16 protein-coding genes and 1 pseudogene are annotated in these 17635 nt (G+C 72.6%); 6 read left to right on the top strand and 11 right to left on the bottom strand.

Annotated elements, in window-relative coordinates:
- Positions 1 to 93 precede the first annotated feature (93 nt).
- A pseudogene (locus U5640_RS22290) lies at positions 94 to 1094 on the top strand (IS5 family transposase).
- A gap of 186 nt (positions 1095 to 1280) precedes the next feature.
- Here U5640_RS22290 and U5640_RS22285 read toward each other — a convergent pair.
- Positions 1281 to 2084 (bottom strand): DUF4142 domain-containing protein, encoded by an 804-nt coding sequence (locus U5640_RS22285; protein ID WP_340377532.1) that lies wholly within the window; start codon positions 2082 to 2084, stop codon positions 1281 to 1283.
- 194 nt (positions 2085 to 2278) lie between these two features.
- Between U5640_RS22285 and U5640_RS22280 the strand changes: the two genes are divergently transcribed.
- Both U5640_RS22280 and U5640_RS22275 read left to right on the top strand, forming a co-directional pair.
- Positions 2279 to 2977 (top strand): MOSC N-terminal beta barrel domain-containing protein, encoded by a 699-nt coding sequence (locus U5640_RS22280; RefSeq protein ID WP_340377531.1) that lies wholly within the window; start codon positions 2279 to 2281, stop codon positions 2975 to 2977.
- 70 nt (positions 2978 to 3047) lie between these two features.
- Positions 3048 to 4259 (top strand): Xaa-Pro peptidase family protein, encoded by a 1212-nt coding sequence (locus U5640_RS22275; protein ID WP_340377530.1) that lies wholly within the window; start codon positions 3048 to 3050, stop codon positions 4257 to 4259.
- 22 nt (positions 4260 to 4281) lie between these two features.
- Here the strand turns inward: U5640_RS22275 and U5640_RS22270 are convergent, their stop codons facing one another.
- From U5640_RS22270 to U5640_RS22245, 6 genes are all read right to left on the bottom strand, one after another.
- Positions 4282 to 4971 (bottom strand): DUF6445 family protein, encoded by a 690-nt coding sequence (locus U5640_RS22270; protein ID WP_340377529.1) that lies wholly within the window; start codon positions 4969 to 4971, stop codon positions 4282 to 4284.
- Positions 4972 to 5187: 216 nt separating this feature from the next.
- Positions 5188 to 5499 (bottom strand): hypothetical protein, encoded by a 312-nt coding sequence (locus U5640_RS22265; protein ID WP_340377528.1) that lies wholly within the window; start codon positions 5497 to 5499, stop codon positions 5188 to 5190.
- Positions 5500 to 5628: 129 nt separating this feature from the next.
- Entirely contained in the window at positions 5629 to 5904 is a 276-nt protein-coding gene (locus U5640_RS22260) for a protealysin inhibitor emfourin (protein WP_340377527.1), read from the bottom strand.
- Positions 5905 to 5916: 12 nt separating this feature from the next.
- The gene (locus tag U5640_RS22255) at positions 5917 to 6963 is read right to left on the bottom strand and encodes a M4 family metallopeptidase (RefSeq protein WP_340377526.1); all 1047 of its coding nucleotides are present in this window, start codon (positions 6961 to 6963) and stop codon (positions 5917 to 5919) included.
- A gap of 167 nt (positions 6964 to 7130) precedes the next feature.
- Positions 7131 to 7658 carry an FxLYD domain-containing protein gene (locus U5640_RS22250; protein WP_340377525.1) on the bottom strand — a complete coding sequence of 176 codons (528 nt, stop codon included), beginning with the start codon at positions 7656 to 7658 and terminating at the stop codon, positions 7131 to 7133.
- Between the two features lie 124 nt (positions 7659 to 7782).
- On the bottom strand, positions 7783 to 7971 hold the full coding sequence (locus tag U5640_RS22245) for a hypothetical protein (RefSeq protein ID WP_340377524.1): 189 nt from the start codon (positions 7969 to 7971) through the stop codon (positions 7783 to 7785).
- Between the two features lie 183 nt (positions 7972 to 8154).
- Between U5640_RS22245 and U5640_RS22240 the strand changes: the two genes are divergently transcribed.
- Positions 8155 to 10446, top strand: coding sequence for a LuxR C-terminal-related transcriptional regulator (locus U5640_RS22240; protein ID WP_340377523.1), 2292 nt, complete (start codon positions 8155 to 8157; stop codon positions 10444 to 10446).
- 255 nt (positions 10447 to 10701) lie between these two features.
- Here U5640_RS22240 and U5640_RS22235 read toward each other — a convergent pair whose 3' ends face one another.
- From U5640_RS22235 to U5640_RS22220, 4 genes are all read right to left on the bottom strand, one after another.
- The gene (locus U5640_RS22235; RefSeq protein ID WP_340377522.1) at positions 10702 to 11178 is read right to left on the bottom strand and encodes a GNAT family N-acetyltransferase; all 477 of its coding nucleotides are present in this window, start codon (positions 11176 to 11178) and stop codon (positions 10702 to 10704) included.
- 101 nt (positions 11179 to 11279) lie between these two features.
- The gene (locus tag U5640_RS22230) at positions 11280 to 11915 is read right to left on the bottom strand and encodes a M23 family metallopeptidase (RefSeq protein ID WP_340377521.1); all 636 of its coding nucleotides are present in this window, start codon (positions 11913 to 11915) and stop codon (positions 11280 to 11282) included.
- A 63-nt stretch (positions 11916 to 11978) separates the two neighbouring features.
- A complete protein-coding gene (locus U5640_RS22225) occupies positions 11979 to 12881 on the bottom strand; it encodes a glycosyl hydrolase (protein ID WP_340377520.1) in 903 nt (300 codons plus the stop codon).
- Between the two features lie 148 nt (positions 12882 to 13029).
- Entirely contained in the window at positions 13030 to 13533 is a 504-nt protein-coding gene (locus U5640_RS22220) for a GNAT family N-acetyltransferase (protein WP_340377519.1), read from the bottom strand.
- Positions 13534 to 13674: 141 nt separating this feature from the next.
- Here U5640_RS22220 and U5640_RS22215 point away from each other — a divergent pair, with 141 nt between their 5' ends.
- Both U5640_RS22215 and U5640_RS22210 read left to right on the top strand, forming a co-directional pair.
- Entirely contained in the window at positions 13675 to 15756 is a 2082-nt protein-coding gene (locus U5640_RS22215; protein ID WP_340385255.1) for a TerD family protein, read from the top strand.
- A 169-nt stretch (positions 15757 to 15925) separates the two neighbouring features.
- A complete protein-coding gene (locus U5640_RS22210) occupies positions 15926 to 17632 on the top strand; it encodes a lysyl oxidase family protein (protein ID WP_340377518.1) in 1707 nt (568 codons plus the stop codon).
- The last annotated feature ends 3 nt before the right edge of the window (positions 17633 to 17635 follow it).

The raw sequence follows: 17635 nt of genomic DNA, 5'->3' as shown, positions 1-17635 counted from the left end.
GGACACCACGGTGCGCTTCTAGGGAGCGTATTGGGTCGTGATCAATCTTCGTTCTGTCCGTGGGGCGGGGCCTGGACTGGTAGACCTTCTTGGATGACTCGCGTGCAACTGACGGATGCGGAGTGGGAGTTCATCGAGCCGTACCTGCCGATTGGCGAGTACGGCCCGTACCCCGAGCGGCTGCGGCAGCAGTTCGAGGGCGTGATCTGGCGGTTCAAGGCGGGCGGCCAGTGGCGGGAGATGCCGACAGAGTTCGGCGCCTGGTCGACCGTCCACAACCGTTTCCGGCAGTGGCGTGATGCCGGAGTCTTCGAGGCCCTGCTGGAGGGCCTGATCGCGGAAGCCGCGAAGCGCGGTGAGGTGGACCTGTCCCTGGTCAGCATCGACTCCACCACCGCCCGGGCCCACCACGACGCGGCCGGCATGCACCTGGAGGAGGAGGTCCTCATCGCTTTGGAGAAGGCTGCCACCGAAGCGGAGAAGGCCAGGTCAAAGGGGGTGACTGCGACGAACAAACCGGGCAGGGGAACGAAAGCAACCCCGAGCGGGAAGAGCGACAGCGCATCCGGCGTCGGCACAAACTCCGGCTGAAGGCCGCCCTCCTCGGACGCTCCCGGGGTGGGCAGACCAGCAAGATCCATGTCGCCGGCGACCGGAAGTGCCGCCCGCTGGCCTTCATCCTGACCGCGGGCCAGGCCGCCGACAGCCCGCAGTTCATCCCCGTGCTGGGGAAGGTGCGGGTGCGTGGGCCTGCCGGCCGCCCCCGCACCCGGCCGGGCGCAGTCGCCGGGGACAAGGCGTACTCGTCCCGCGGCAACCGCGCCCACCTGCGTAAACGCCGTATCAAGGCGGTCGTCCCGGAGAAGAGGGACCAGGCCGCCAACCGGCAGAAGAAGGGCTCCAGAGGCGGCCGACCCGTCAGCCACGACGCTGATCTCTACAAGGAGCGGAACACCGTCGAGCGGCTGATCAACAAGCTCAAGGCCTGGCGAGGCATCGCTACGCGGTACGACAAGACACCCGCCAGCTACCTCGCCGGCCTTCACCTCCGCGGCTCGATGATCTGGCTCAGAGAGCTCACCCGGACCACCTAATGATCACAACGCAATACGCTCCCTAGTGCCGTGACCGGAAAGGTTCACCGGCTCGCGGCGCCCGGCACGGCACCTCGCCGCGTTGTCGCATCACCCGAGTACATCCAGTACGCGGGCGACGCTCCGCCTTGCGATGCACCGCACCGGACGCCGCGAGCTTCCCGGCAAACCTTTCCGGTCACGGCACTAGCCCCCGGTACCCGCGTTCGCGGCGGCGCCGTTGCCGTTGACGGCGCCGCCGTTGTTGTTGGCCGCACCCCCGTTGCCGTTGGCCGCGCCGCCCGCGATGCCGTCGATGTCCACCGGGGTGGACGTGGCGTTCGGCGGCGGGGTGAGGACGACCATGGGCGCGCCGGCGGCCGGCGGGGGCGGGGTCAGGTCCGTCTTGGGCAGCTTGGGCGGGGTGGTCTGCTGGAAGATCGTCGAGTCGAAGTCGACCAGACCGGTCTTCTCCATCACCGTGATGTGGTCGAGGACGGTGTTGTTCGCCTGGTCGGCCAGAGCACGCACCAGGGAGTTCTTCGTCGTCGACCGGATCTTGGCGATGGTGTTGAAGATGGAACCGTGCGTCATGCGCAGGATGTTGGCGAAGTCGGTGTCGAACTGCGCGCCGGTCTCGCCTTTCAGCTGCGTCACGAAGCCCTCCTGCTGGGGGCTCGCCACGTTGGGCAGGGTGACGTTCAGCATCGGCGCGATCTTGCGCACGGTCGTGTCCAGGGCGGCGTGGCCGTCGACGAGGTGCTCGCTCGCGGTGAGGACGGCCTTGCTCGTGCCCTTCTGCAGACCGATCTGGCCCAGCGGGTACTCCCAGAGACCGGCGGCCCGCACCTTCACCACGAAGTCACGGTCGCCCTCGGTCAGAGGGCCCCACTGGGTGTTCGCGATGACTCTGTCGGTGGACGTCGACACCGTGTCCAACCCCAGCATCGAGGGGTAGGCGAGGGCGCCGAGCGTCAGTGTCAGGGCGCCGCCCACGAAAAGAGTTCCCATCGCGTTCCGCGAGAGTTGCACCGTTCCTCCTGCCCGGTCGGGGGTCCGCCGTCGGTAGGACTCCGGCGGGGTCGGACGCACTGGAGTACGCAGGAAGAGCCGCCGCGACTCTATGGCGTTCGTAAAATCTTTGCTCCTGTGTGAGTTACCGACAGAAACCGCCGTCCGAGCGGGGACGTCGCGAGGGGGAGCCGATGCGGGCGAACGTCGTCGGGATCACGTACTACCCGGTGAAGGGGTGCGCGGGAGTCGCCCTGACGGAGGCGGCGGTGACGCCGGAGGGGCTGCTCGGCGACCGGGTCTGGGCGGTCGCGGACGACCGGGGCGACCTGCGCCGGCAGGGTGCGGACCCCCGGCTCGCGGTGATCGTCCCGGAGGTGCGGGACGACGGGCTGACGCTCCGCGCCCCGGACGCCGAGCCGCTCACGGTGACCGGCCCCGGCCCCGGCGCGGACGCCTGGCTGACCCGGTTCCTGGGCCGCCCGAGCCGGCTGGTCCGCGCCCGTGCGGGCAGCGCCTCCCGGCTGCACGTCGTCTCCCGCGCCAGCCTCGACGCCCTCAACCGGCGCATCGCCGCCCGTGGCGCCGCGCCGCTGCCCATGAGCCGGTTCCGCCCCAACCTCGTCGTCGACGGCTGGCCCACCCCCCACACCGAGGACGACACCCCCCGCCTCACCGTCGCCGGCACCGAACTGGCCCTCACCGAGCTCACGGTCCGCTGCGCCGTCACCCTGGTGGACCAGTCCACCGGCCGCCGCGCGGGCCCCGAGCCGCTGCGCACCCTCGCCGACTACCGCCGGGCGGACGGCGGCGGGGTCGTCTTCGGCGCGTACTTCGCGGTGCGGCGCCCGGGACGGGTGGCGCTGGGCGACGAGGTCACCCCGACCGCCTGACCGGGCCACCCTGCACCCGTACGGCCCTCCCCACCCGCCCTCCGCACCTCCCACCGGGTCGAATGGACCCATGAAGCGCGCCCCCCACGACCCGCCCCACCGCCCCGCCCCGGAAGACCGGAACGAGTCGGCGCCCGGGTCGGGGTGCGGTGCGTCGCAGGAGTACGCGTGCACTCCCTTCCCGTCCGAGGTGTACGTCCGGCGGCTGCGGTGGGCCGCCGGGGAGGCCGCCGCCGCTCGGCTCACCGGGGTTCTCGTGACCCCGGGCCCCGATCTGGGGCGGCTGTGCGGGCACCTGCCGGGTGCCGCCCCGGACCGGCTCACGCTGCTCGTGCTGGCCCCGGAGGCCGAACCCCGCCTCCTGGTCCCCGCCCGGGACCTCACCGACGCCTCGGCGGGCCCCGCCGCCGGTGCCGTCCGGCTCACCGCCTGGGCCGACGGCCAGGACCCGTACGCCGCCGCGGCCGGACTGCTCCTCCCGCACGGCCACTACGGCATCAGCGACGCCACCTGGTCCGTCCACCTCCTCGGCCTGGAGGAGGCGCTGCCCCTCACCACCTACCGGCCGCTGTCCACCGCCCTCCCCCTGTTCCGCGCGGTCAAGGACGAGGAGGAGACGGCCCGCCTGGCCGCGGCGGCCGCCGCCGCGGACGCCGCGTACGAGGCCGTCCTCGGCGTACGGTTCAGCGGCCGCCGTGAGTCGGAACTGGCCGCCGACCTCGCGGGCCTCCTGCGCGCCCACGGCCACGACCGGGTGGACCGGGCCCGGGTCGCCGCCGCGGGCCACGGCGCGGACCCGGACCACCGGCCGGGCGACCACCGCGTCGAACCCGGCGACACGGTCGTCCTGGACCTCGGCGGCCGCCGCGACGGCTACGCCTCCGCCCTGACCCGCACCGTCCACGTCGGTGAACCGCCCGACCGGCTGCGCCGGCTGCACGAGATCGTCCGTACGGCCCGGGAGGCGGCCCTGGCGGTGATGCTCCCCGGGGCACCGTGCGCGGAACCCGACCGGGCGGCGCGCGCGGTCCTCGCGGACGCCGGGCACGGCGGCGACGCCCTCCCGGCCACCGGTCACGGTCTCGGCGTCACCCCGTACGAGCCGCCGTACCTGGCCCCGGGCGCCACCCGGCTGCTCTCGCCCGGCATGTGCGTCCAGGTCGCGGCGGGGGTCCTGCTGCCCGGCCGGCTCGGGGTGCGGCTCGGGGACGCCGTGGTGTGCACGGCGGCGGGCGTCCGCCGGCTGGCCGGCGCCGACCCCGCCCTCGCGGTGGTCCGCTGAGGCCCGTAGGGGAACGACCGGCTCACGCCATCCAGAAGAAGACCGCGGTCATCCGCTTCTCCTCCAGCGTCGTACCGCAGTAACCGGTCGCGCTGTGCACGAGGTTGGCGTGGTAGAGCAGCAGCCGGCCCGCGCGGTGCGGGACCCGTACGTCCTCCTCGAAGGCGTCCGGGGCGACGAACCGGGTGCCGAGCGCCTCGACGAGGTTGTTGTGCGGGGCCTGCACGACATTGCCGCCGAGCCGTCCGCCCGGCAGCGACTGCCGGTAGAAGCTGGTCCCGCAGTCCTTCGGCACCCCCGGGTTGAGGTACAGCACGGCCGCGTACCGGCACAGTGCGCGCGAGTCCGAGTGCGGCCGGGGGGTGCTCTCGCCCTCGCCGACGACCTGGACGCAGTTGTGGTTGAGGGTGCCGCCGCCGGGCGCCTGCTGCACCCACAGCCGCTGCGCCCCGGTGGCCTCGCGCACCCGCCGCTCCACCCGGGCGAGTTCGGCGGGCTCCAGCGCGGGCATGGTCCGCAGTCCCGGCCAGCTCTCGGAGGTGTACGGGTGTCCCTGGACCCAGTCGTCCCGGGCCAGGCACCGCTCACGGATCGCGGCGACGCCCTCCTCGGGGAGGACGTCGTCCAGGACCCAGTAGTCGCGGCCCCTGGTGGGCTTGCGGTAGGGCAGGACGGGGAGGGTGGCGGCCCGCCTCGGCTGTGGCATGGACATGAAGCGAATCTAGGCGGGGCCTCCGTCAGTTCTCGCCCGCGATCTGCCCCGGACTGTGCAGAGAACTGGTCAACGAAGCGTCAATCCCGGTCAAGAGATCCCCTCGTGCGGGCGAGCAGGTGCGTCGGCCCAGCCGACCTGATCCAAACGGCTGGCCCTGGAAGCGTCCTGAAGATCTTGAAATCGCGCGGCCGGAGCAAGATCTTCATCAGGCTCCTAGGGGAGCGGGACGATCTTCCCGTTCTCGTCGAGGGTGTGGGTCATCCAGTACTCGTCCCACTTGTCGCCGACGTGCTGCGGGACCTTGCCCTCCGGGTAGCGGGCAAAGCCCTCCGGCGGCTCCTCGCCGTTCTTCAGGCACTGGCTGCCGCTGTTGTTGACGGCGAGGACCGGGTACTCGCCGTCGCTGCACTGCGCCTCCTCGTACGAGAGCGAGCACGCGGTCAGCAGCCCGGCAGCGGCGGCGGTCACCAGGGCGACGCCCGGGCCACGGCGGACACGGCGGCGGGCGGTGGACGTACGACTCACGACGGACTCCCTCAGGTCGGCTTGTGGAACCAGCCTGCGGGAAGCCGGACGCCCGCTCCTGAGTACGCGTACTCAACGGCCGAGGGGTGCCCTACTCGATCCGTACCCGCCCCGCGTCATGCCTCCACCTCAGTACCCCTCCCCCAATACCCTTTCGACCAGCTGGAGTTGGGCATCGGTCAGCCCGGGGTCGGTGAACTCCACCGGCGGTCGGTCGTCCACGGTCAGCGTGTAGTGGCTGGCGTCGGGCACGCCGGGCCCGGACGGGGGCGGCTCGTCCGCCGCGGCGAGGACCTCGTACGCGAGCCCTTCGAGCGCCGCCCCGTCCGGCCGGGCGGCGGTGTCCGCCTCGGCCCGGCGGGACACACCGAGCAGTCCCCCGCTCCTGAGCAGCCGGATGTGCATGGCGTCCCCGGTTCAGTGGACGCTCAGACCGACGTCGGACCAGGCCTTGACCACCGAGTCCAACTCCAGCCGGGTGCCGTAGAGCCGCTCGGCCGTGTCCTTGGTCGCCTGCGCGAACTCCTGGAAGTCGCAGTTCTCGGAGAGCCCCCCGGAGGTGAGCGTCTCGTACCAGATGCGTCCCGCCCGCTCCCAGGCGAAGCCGCCGATGGCGACCGCGGTCAGATAGAAGGCGTGGTTCGGGATACCGGAGTTGATGTGCACCCCGCCGTTGTCGGCGTCGCCCTCGACGTAGTGGGTCATATGGCTGGGCTGCGGGTCCTTGCCGCCCAGCATCGGGTCGTCGAACCCGGTCCCCGGTTCCTTCATCGACCGCAGCGCCTGTCCCCGCACCTGCGGGGTGAACAGACCCGCGCCGATCAGCCAGTCGGCCTGGTCCGCGGTCTGGTGCCGGTCGTACTGCTTGACCAGCGAGCCGAAGACGTCCGAGACCGACTCGTTGAGCGCGCCGGACTGGCCGCGGTAGACGAGACCGGCGGTGTACTGCGTGACGCCGTGGGTGAGTTCGTGGCCGATGATGTCGACCGAGATGGTGAAGTCGTTGAACACGACGGCGTCTCCGTCGCCGAAGACCATCCGCTCGCCGTCCCAGAAGGCGTTGTTGAAACGGCGACGGTAGTGGACCGTGGCGTCCAGCGGCAGATTGGCGTCGTCGATCGAGTGCCGGCCGTAGGCCTCCTTGTAGAGCCCGAAGGTCAGACCGAGGCTCTCGTACGCACGGTTGACCGTGCCGTCCAGGGACGGGTCGCCGCCCTCCCGGCGGACCAGGTCGCCGGGGAGCGCGAGGGTGTGGTGGGTGTCGTACAGCGTCCGGTCCAGGACGAACTCGGTGGGCGCGGCGGGGGAGACCAGACTGGGCGTCTCGATCCGGTTCTGCCGGAAGTCGGCGTCGACGGCCAGCGTGTTCTGCGCGGCCTCCCGGACGTGCGGATCGTCGGACTCGGTCAGTTTCTCCAGGACGAACGGCGGCAGGATGCCGCAGACGTGGCGTGTGGGGCGCATGGGGGTCCCTCCTCAGAAGAGGGCTGGTACAACGGGGTGATGGGCCGCGAGTCCCCAGCGAGGGGACCCGGAGCCGGGGCCGCGTGACGCACGCAGGCCGACGAGTCCCATGCTTCTTATTCTGCGCCCCGGCGCGGCAGGCCGCACGCCGGGAGCCTGACGGCGTCTCAGTACCGCACCGCGCGCGCCACCTGCGCCTTCACCGTGCCGGACAGGTCCCGGTTGCTGCGGGCCGTCGCCGTGCCGGTGCCGCCCGCGGCCACGTCGGAGACGGTGACCACGACCGTGTCGAGGCGGTTGCCGCTGCTGTCGGTGAAGTCGACCTGGACGGCGAAGGACTTCGAGGAGTCGGCGGTGTTGGTCACGGTGACGTCGACCGTGGCGCGGCCCTGGTCGGTGCCGGGCGTGCCGAGCTTCGCGTCGGACTTCACGTCGACGCCGTTCTTGATCTCGTCCAGCTTCTTGTTCGCCTCGGCCGTGGCCGACGCGAACGCCGACGCCGCCTCGGAGGCCAGGGAGGAGGCGGCCGCCGTCGCCTCGGCGCCCAGCGACTCCGCCGCGGAGGCGGCGATGCTGGCGGCCTTGCTCGCGGCGGACGACACCGACGAGGGGGTGTTGTCGTCCGAGCAGCCGGTCAGGACGGCGGCGCAGCAGACCGCCACCGCCGTCAGCAGCACGCCCTTGGTGCGCGGCATCTTGCCTCCTGGGGTCTCCCGCGGGTGTCTGCCCGGGACTCCTTCCAGTGAAGGGGTGGCCGGGCCGGCGCGCATGCCGGGTCACCCGGACGGATGGCGCGGGAGCACGGGGACGGCGCCCGGGTCAGCGTCGCGCCTTCTTGTACCGGCGCATCAGCTCCACGATCCGCGCCTGCTCGGCGCCCGCGTTCAGCGCGGCCAGCAGCTCGTCCGGGCACAGCTCGTAGAAGTCGCCCCAGTGGCCCCGGCGCCGGTTGTCCCAGATGCGGTAGCCGCCCGGAACGCCGCGGGCGACATAGCGTCGTCCGCCCAATCCCGCTCCCCCTCCCCCGTGAGTGGCATCTGCAGTGTCCGCCACGGCCGTCATCCCTCGCGCGGATTTTCGAGGCCCGTCGTCCTCCCCGGTGACACCTACGCACCCCTCACGCTCGGCGATCATGTGCTTACGCTGTGATGGTCGATTGGCGGATCGGTGGAGAGCGTGTGCGGGAGTGGCATGGGATTCGGCTTCGGACAGCGGCGCGGCGGGCAACTCCCCGTGGAGATCACCAGTTTCGTGGGCAGGGCGGAGGAACTCGCCCTGATCAAGGACGCGGTGGGGCGCTTCCGGCTGGTCACGCTGGTCGGGCCGGGCGGTGTCGGCAAGAGCCGCACGGCGCTCAGGGCGGCCGGGGCCTCGGCGGCGCGGTTCGCGGACGGCGTCTGGCTGGTGGAGCTGTCCGCGCTGCACGACCCGGAGCTGGTGCCGGCCACCCTGGCCGGGGTGCTGGAGCTGCCCGAGCAGCCGGGGATGACCCCGCTGGACGCGGTGGTGGAGCATCTGCGGGAGCGGCGGATGCTGCTGGTGCTGGACACCTGTGAGCATCTGGTCGACGCCTGCGCGATGCTCTGCGACATCCTGCTGCGGGAGGCGCCCGGGCTGACGGTGCTGGCCACCAGCCGTCAGCCGCTCGACGTGCCCGGCGAGCACTGCGTCCCGATCGCGCCGCTGAGCAGGGACGACGCGCTGGAGCTCTTTCTGCTGCGGGCCGGTGCCGTCGCCACCCTGGGCGAGGAGGACCGGCATCGCACGCTCGCCCTCGTCGACCGCCTCGACGGCATGCCGCTCGCTCTGGAACTGGCCGCCGTCCGGCTGCGCGCGGTGCCGCTCGCCGACCTGGTGGCGCGGCTGGGCCGGCGGTTCGAGGTGCTGACCGGGGGCCGCCGTACCGCGCTGACCCGGCACCAGACCCTGCGGACGGCCATCGACTGGTCCTACGACCTGTGCACCCCCGAGGAGCGGCTGCTGTGGGCGCGGCTGTCGGTGTTCGCGGGCTCCTTCGAGCTGTCGGCGGCCGAGGCGGTCTGCGGGGGCGGGGAGTTACCGCGGGCGGAGGTGGTGGGCGCGCTGGTCGGACTGGTCGACAAGTCCGTGGTGCAGCGCATCGGGGAGGACGGCGGCCGCTACCGGCTGCTGGACACCATCCGGGAGTACGGCGCCGGGTGCCCGGCCGGGGCGGAGGGCGCCGCCGACGCCGTACGGGAGCGGCACTTCGCGCACTACGAGCGGCTGGTGGCGCGGTTCTGGGACGAGTTCGTCAGTCCGGCGCAGGTCGCGCTGCACCGGGCGGTGCGGGAGGAGATCGCCGATGTGCGGGCCGCCCTGGAGTACGGGTGCGGACGGCCGGGGCGGGCGGTGGAGGCGCTGTGGCTGGCGACGCGGCTCGGGCCGTACTGGCGGGCGGCGGGCACCCTGTCGGAGGGCCGGCACTGGATCGACAAGGCGCTGGAGCCGGTCACGGAGGACTGTCCCGAGCGGGCCTGGGCGCTGCTGATGACCGGGATCTTCGGGGTGTGGACGGCGGATCTCCCGACGGCGCTGGAGCGTTTCCCGCGGGCGTACGAGGTGGCGCGCCGGGTGGGGGAGTCGCGGGTGGAGCTGTCGGCGCAGGCGTACCTCGGGGCGATGACGGCCTTCGGCGGGGCGGTGGAGCGGGGGCTCGCCGAGGTGGAGTCGGCCAGGCTGCGGATCATCGCCTCGGGCGACCGGCTGGGGATCGGGGTCGTGCACTACGAGGCGGCCCTGCTGCGGGCCGTGTTCGGCGACCCGGCGGGCGCGCTGGAGCTGTGCGCGACGGGCCTCGCCCATCTGGAGGAGTGGGGCGAGCGGCAGCTGTACGCGTCGACGGTGACGACGAAGGGCGTCATCCACATGCTGGCCGGTGCGGACGCCGAGGGGGAGGCGTGTCTGCGGCGGGGCCTGGAGGCGGTGAGCGAGATCGGGGAGGTGCTGGTGGCGGCGCTGGCCGCGCTGGGCCTGGCCTGGCACGCGGCCCGGGGCGGCCGGCACGTCCGCGCCTGCTGGCTGCTCGGGTACGCGGAGAACGCGCGCCGGCTGAGCGGGGATCCGGTGGCGCTGCTGCCCCGGCTGGTCGAGGAGCAGGAGGAGGTGCAGCGGGCGGTGCGGGCGGCGCTCGGCCCGGAGGCGTTCGAGCGGTGGCGGGAGACGGGGGCGCGGATGTCGGGGCAGGAGGTGCTGGAGGCGGTCCGCGCGGACGCGGAGGTTCCGCAGGGTCCCGCGGCGCCCGTACGGCCGCCCGCTCCGCGCGGTCCCCTCCGTCCCGCCGACTCCCTCACCCGCCGCGAGCGGGAGGTCGCCGCGCTGGTCGCCCGGGGGCTGTCCAACCGGGAGATCGCCGAGCGCCTGGTCATCTCCAAGCGCACGGTGGACGCCCATGTCGAGCACATCCTGGCCAAGCTGGGCATCACCTCCCGTACCGAGATCCCGGCGACGGTGACGGGCCCGTAGGCGTACGTAAGTAGAACGTCCGCGGTCTCCTGCGGGGTAGGTGTACCGATCTTCGGCGTACCCGTGTGCGGGGAGCGCGGTGGGCGGGGCAGCCTGGTGGTGCCGCCCGGGGCCGGGACGGGCCGGGGGCCGGCAGGCCGAACCCTCGGTCGGCGCTGTCATGGCAGGTGTCCGGCACCGGACCCGCCCCCGGCGGTACGCGGGGCTGCCCCTGGTCGGCGGGGCAGCCCCCACCAGGGGTGGCGCGCGTCGGACTCAGCGGGCCGCGAGAGCCGCCAGCGGTTCCCCGGTGAGCCGGCAGACCCGCCACTCGTCGAGGAACTCCACCCCGAGCGAGGTGTAGAAGTCGACAGTCGGCTCGTTCCAGGCCAGCACCCACCACTCGAAACGCTCCCAGCCCTCGCGGACGCAGGTCGCCGCGAGGGCGGCGAGCAGGGCGATCCCGTGACCGGCGCCGCGCGCGTGCGGACGGACGTAGAGGTCCTCCAGGTGCATGGCGCGGGTGCCGGTCCAGGTCGAGAACCGCGGGAACCACAGGGCGAACCCCACGGCCGCGCCGGTGGCGTCGTCCTCGGCGATCAGGACGTGCGCGGCGGGACGTTCCCCGAACAGGGCCTCCCGGAGCTGTTCCTCGGTGGCGCGGGCCTCGTGCTCGGCCTTCTCGTAGGCGGCGAGTTCGCGGATCAGGGCGCGGATCTCGGGGACGTCGTGGACGGTGGCGGCTCGGATCATGCCCGGAGCATGGGCCGGGGGCGCGGCCGCTGTCCACGGCGTTCCACCTGCCGGGTGGCGGCCGTCGGGCCGCCCGCGGGACGGACGTGCCGTCCCACCGGTCAGCCGCCGAGCCGTACGTCCTTCTTCCGCAGCCAGGGCAGCGGCGGTACCGACGAGCCGAGGTACGGGGTCGTGCGCACCTCGAAGTGCAGATGGGGGCCGGTGACGTTGCCGGTGGCGCCGGAGAGGCCGAGCCGGGTGCCGGGGAAGACACGGTCGCCGAGGCGGACGTCGATCCGGGAGAGGTGCGCGTACTGGGTGAAGACACCGCCGGGGTGGCGGACGACGACCTGGTTGCCGAAGCCGTCGCCGCAGGTGGTGGCCTGGACGGTGCCCGGTCCGACGGAGTAGACGGGGGTGTCGGTGGGCACCGCGAAGTCCTGGCCGGTGTGGCGGTGGGCCCAGCGGTCGCCCTTGGCCGCGTACCCGGCCGAGAGCCAGTAGCCGCGGGTCGGCGCGGTCCAGGGGCCGCCGGTGCGGTGGTGGGGCTCCCGGCCGCGCCGGGCGACGGGGCAGTGGCCGTCGCGGCCGGAGGGGTCCACGGCGACCGGGTCGCCGCCGCCGCGACCGCCGCTGCGGTCGCCGCCGCGGCCGTCGCCGGGGCCGCTTCCGGCGCCCGACGGTACGGCGGTGAGCAGGACCAGGAGAGCCGACAGCACGGCGGTCGCCGTAGCGAGGGAATGTTCTCGTCGCATTGTGTGATCATCGGACCGATGCAGGGCTCGGGCCGGGGCGCGCCGCCGGACACCTGCCGGATTTCAGTCGAACGGCTCCGCCATCAGCCTGCGGTACACCTGCGACGACCTCGGATTCGCCGGACACAGCCACACGCCGTGCGGACAGTAGTCGCTGATCGTCTGGTACAGCGGCCGCTGCCGCGCGAACCAGGTCAGCATGCCCCGGACGTACGCCGGGTTGTCGCCGTTGCGGAACAGCCCCCACTCCGGGTACGAGAACGCCTTGTGGTGCGCCCGCGCGAACCGCACGTGCTCGGTGAGGCCGTACGGCTCGTGGACCTGCTCGTCGAAGGACATGCCGTGCGGCTGGTCGTAGGCGTCCATGCCGATCACGTCGACGTACCGGTCGCCCGGGTAGCAGGAGGGCCACGGGACGGCGTCCCGCCCCCGGTTCGGCGCGAACTCGAACCGGAACCGTTGCCCCTGCACCGACCGCATGGTCTCCACGATCCGCACCCAGAACGCCTTCCACGCCTCGGGATCGGGACCGCAGCGGTGGGTGTAGGTGATCCCGTTCATCTCCCAGCCCACCACCAGCACGGTGTCCGGGATCCCGAGCGAGACCAGCCGCCGGGCCAGCGTGCGGAAGTGTCCGTCGTACGCGCCGTCCGCCCCGTGGCGCAGCAGCCTGCGCACCGTGCGGTCGGGAAGATGCGCCTCCGCGCGGTCCAGCATCGGCACGTTCAGCACGAACAGCCGGTCCGCGCGGGCCCGGCGCCACTGCGCCCAGTGGTGGAGATCGCCGGGCTCCCCCTCGATATGGCCCCAGTGGTCCCCCGCCAGATAGGCGTGCCCGACCCGGGGCGTGGCCGGCCCCAGCCAGCCGTCCAGCTCGGAGACCCGCCGCACGCCGTCCGAGCCGTACCCGACGTACGCCCCGAAGGGCGAGGGCGGGGGCCCGTCGGCCGGCTTCCCGTCGGGCACCCCCGCCCACTCCCCGTCACGGACGCACGCGGGCCCGGCGAGCAGCACGAGGGCGACCAGAAGGAGCGTCAGGAAGGGCCGAAGGCCACGAGGACGCGTTCCGGGACGAGGGTGAGAACTTCTGCGGATCGGTGACGGCGGCACCGGTTCAGGATGACCGCCCGCCCCCCACCGGCAATCCGGAACCACCCGCGAACCACCCGTACCGGGGACGCGGTTCCCTCACCAGGAAGACATCCACGCCGTCCTCCCGCTCGCACACGAAACCGTGCCGCTCGTACAGCCGCCGGGCGGCGCTGCCCCGGAGCACATCCAGCCGCACCCGCCGCCCGGCGCGGTCGGCGTCCGCCAGCAACCGCTCCAGCAGAGCGGTCCCGATGCCCCGCCCCTGCACCCGCGGGTCGAGGTAGAAGTGCTCCAGCCAGTCCGCGTCCCCGGCCGGCCGCAGCGCCACACACCCCACCACCGTGCCGTCGGCCTCCTCGACGACCAGAGTGTTCCCTGGCACCCAGGCGTCCCGCAGCCGCTGCCGCACCCGGTGCTCGTCGTACCGCCCGAGCCGCTCCAGATCCCCCCGCATCGCCACCGCCCGCACCTCGGCGACGGCCTCCACGTCCACCACGGTCGCCTGCCGCGTCCTCCACTCAGCCATGCGGCGATGCTACGAGCAGGCGGCGGCCCCTGTATCCGGCGGATCGCCCCGATCTCGCCCCTCATGGCACTAGAGTCTCACCGCGCGTGACGTGTGTCGCGGGTCACATCGGTGGGGGCCGTAGGGGGGCTTGTGTACGAGATGGTCAAGGGCGCCAACGTGGGGTTGGCGACGCTGAGCGAGAACGTCGACGCGGTGGTCGTGAGCCTCGGGTGGGCCAGTCCGACCGGCGAGGGCGACGCGGACGTGTCGGTTCTGCTGCTCGACGCGAACGGCAAGGTGCGCAGTGACGCCGACTTCTACTTCTACAACCATCCGGTCGCGCCGGACGGGAGCGTGCAGCTCCTCGGCAAGGCGCCCGCGGGGGAGGGCAACGAGGACCGCATCGGCTTCGACCTGACGGCGATCCCGGCCGACGTGGACCGGATCGTGGTCGCGGCCAGCCGGTACGAGGGCGCCGGCTTCGGTGAACTGGACGACCTGCGCCTCACGTTGGCCGACGGGACCGGCGAGGAACTGCTGCGGTTCGCGATCGACGACGCGGGCGCGGTGAGCGCCTTCCTCTTCGGTGAGCTGTACCGGCGCGGGCAGGAGTGGAAGTTCCGGGCCATCGGCCAGGGCTACGACACCGGACTGGCCGGGCTCGCCACCGACTTCGGCGTCGACATCGAGGACGACGCCTCCGACCAGACGGGCGCGGACACCGACCCGGACGAGACCGAGGAGACCGACGGGGCCGGCAGGGTCGACGGCATCGACCGGGCCGCCGTCCCCGTAACCGCTGTCCCCGTACCCGCCGTCGAACAGGCCCCGGCCGCCGACGCCCTGCCGGCCGTGCCCGCGCCGCGTCCGGCCGGGGACGACACCGGGCGGGCCCGGGCCGGCACCCGGCCCCGCACCGCCAAGAAGAAGGTCACCCTCCCGAGGGCGCCGAAGAAGTCCCTCGCCGAGAACGAGTCCTGGAAGGACGCCCGGCTCTTCCCGGTCTCCGCGCTCAAGAGCGACCGGGACCGCGAGACACGGGCCACCTCGGTCCTGCTGTCCGTGATGGCACAGGTCCCGGAGTTCGGGCGCAGGCTCACCGCGGCCTACGGGGCACCGGCCGGCCGTATGGAGACCTTCACCGAGGTGTCCCTGCCGCACGGTGACACCCCGCGCCGCCCCGACGGCGTCATCCGGGTCGAACGGGCCGGGAAACTGTGGACCGCGCTCGTCGAGACGAAGACGAACGGCAATCCCCTACGGCCCGAGCAGGTGCAGGCCTACATGGACATCGCCGCGCGGCGCGGCTACGAGGCCGTGATCACCCTCTCCAACGACGTCGCCCTCGAAGGCAGCCCGCTGGTCGACGTGAAGATCGACGGACGCCGCAAGCACAAGGTGGCGCTGCGCCACCTCTCCTGGGCCGAGGTCACCCACCAGGCACAGCTGCTGATCCGGCACGAGGGCGTCGGCAACAGCGCTCACGCCTGGCTGCTCCAGGAACTCCTGCACTATCTCCAGCACGACAACTCCGGCTGTCACGGCTTCCAGAACATGGGTGCCGCCTGGGTCCCCGTACGCAAGGGCGTCGAGGACGAGACCCTCTGCCAGGGCGACCCGCGTGCCCTGGAGGTCGTGGAGAGCTGGGAGCGGCTCGTCCGGCAGGTGTGCCTGGGGCTCGGCGGCGAGCTCGGCCAGAAGGTGCTGCCCGTCCAGCGCACCCGGCGCGGCACCGATCCCGGGGAGCGACGGGCCCGTATGGCCGACGAACTGTGCGCCGACGGCCGACTGCGGGCGGAGCTGCGCATCGAGGGGGCGCCCGGCGTCCTCGCGGTGGGCGCCGATCTGCGCACCGGCCGGCTGCGGACGTCCGTGGAGATCCCCGCACCCGAGCAGGGCTACCCGCTGACCTGGGCCAAACGGCTCGTGCGACGGCTGGCGGAGGCACCGGCGGATCTCCATGTGGAGACCCTGGTCGAGGACGGCACGGGAGGACCGCGAGGCACCCTGGAGCGGCTCCGCCCCGAACCGGCCGACCTGCTGCCGAAGAACGGGGCACGGATCACCGGCTTCCGGCTCACCCTGCTCAAGGGCATGGGCGGCAGCCGGGGCAACGCGGAGTCGGGCTTCATCCGCAGCGTCGACGAAGCCGTGCAGCGGTTCCACGGCGCGGTCCTGGTGCATCTGGAGCAGCCGGCTCCGCGCCGTACCGTGTCGGGGGAGTCCGCGGCGGCCGGTTGATTTTCAGGTTTCCTCTTCAACAGGCAACCCTGGCAGGGGTTTTACCTCTCTCACAGGGTGCTCACAGTTTCCGGTCGGCGGGTGCGTGGGGTGTGCCCGCGGGTGATGGCCGGGGTGTGGGCTGGCCTGTCCGATGCCAGTGACCATGGCACTCGCAGACGAGGAACCGATGACCAGATCGCAACACCGCAAGGGCCTCAAGCGCGGCGCGTTCGCCGCGGGGGCCGCGCTCACCGTCGTCGCCGTCGCCGGGGCCGCCCCCGGCGCCGGTGCCGCGCCGCAGAGCACGGCAGGGAAGCCGAAGCTGAAGCTGATCGCCGCGTCGAGCGCCGTGACGCTCGACCGGTACGAGTGGGACGGGGGCTTCCAGCTCGACTTCGACCTCGGCACCTATCTGACCGTCGACAAGGCGCCGCTGGAGTTCAAGACCACGCGCAAGTCGTACAAGGACCCGGTCGTCGTGCAGCAGATCCTGCGCAACGGCTCGCAGGTGACGACGAAGAAACTGCCCGCCGGGCTCGTCAAGGACTTCCAGGGACTGCCCGACTTCCTGGAGATCTCCGTCAAGAACAGTGCCGGGACGGAGGTGAAGAAGATCAAGAGCACCTTCTGTCCGAACAACGCCTCCGGACGGCTGCGCCCCGACGCGCCCGCCACCTCGCACTACCCGGAGAGCTGCCCCACCAACCCGTGGACCCTCGGCTCGGTGTGGGGCGTGGAGAAGGGCTGGGCCGCCAACACCACCACCCAGGACTACGACCACCCGGTGGACCTGGCGCCCGGCGAGTACACCGCCAAGGTGTCGATCGCGAAGAAGTACCGGGACCTGTTCGGCATCCCCAACGACACGCCGACCATCAAGGTGACCGTCCGCCAGATCAGCGAGGGCGGCGGCGAGGGCGGCGGGGCCGGGCTCACCCGCGGCTCCTCGGCCATGTCGCACGACATGGCGGGCATGGACCACGGCGCGATGGCCGGGATGGACATGGGCGCCGGGCACCACTACGGCCCGCGCGGCGCCGACGCGCCCGTGCCCTCCGCGCTCTCCCACGCCCTCGAGGACCGCGGTCTCGCCCACCACCTCGGCGACGGCTCCGGGCACACCGACGGCTCGCGCATCGCGCCCGCGCTCAAGGCCAACAGCAAGCGGCCGAGCGGTCGTGCGGCGGTCCCCGCCAACGCGCCCAAGCCGGACCTGCGCTCGCTGCCCGCCTGGGACATCGCGATCACCGACGGCGAGGACGGCGACGCCGCCGGCCGCGACTACCTCGCCTTCAGCGCCAACGTCTGGAACGCCGGCCCCGCGCCGCTCGTCGTGGACGGCTTCCGCAAGCCGGGCGCCGACCTGATGGACTCGTACCAGTACTTCTACGACGCCAGGGGCAAGCAGATCGGCTACGCCCCCGCCGGCACCATGGAGTGGGACCCGCGGATCGGCCACGAGCACTGGCACTTCACCGACTTCGCCAGCTACCACCTGCTCTCCGCCGACAAGACCGACATCGTCAAGAGCGGCAAGGAGGCGTTCTGCCTCGCCAACACCGACGCGGTCGACTACACGGTGAAGAACGCCAACTGGCACCCGTACAACACCGACCTGTCGACGGCCTGCGGCCAGAAGAGCTCCATCTCCGTCCGCGAGGTCCTCGACGTCGGCTCCGGTGACACCTACACCCAGTACCGTCCGGGCCAGTCCTTCGACATCACCGACCTGGCCAACGGGACGTACTACATCCAGGTGGTCGCCAACCCGGCCAAGCGCCTGAAGGAGACCAACGTCAACAACAACATCTCGTACCGCAAGGTCGTCCTGGGCGGCACGCCCGGCCACCGTACGGTGAAGGTCCCGCCGTACGACCTGGTCAACGCGCCGTAGACC

The sequence above is a fragment of the Streptomyces sp. SS7 genome (assembly GCF_037993025.1).
GTDB lineage: Bacteria > Actinomycetota > Actinomycetes > Streptomycetales > Streptomycetaceae > Streptomyces.
Note: the sequence above shows the minus strand (reverse complement) of the source record. Positions and strands in the feature narration are given on the sequence as shown.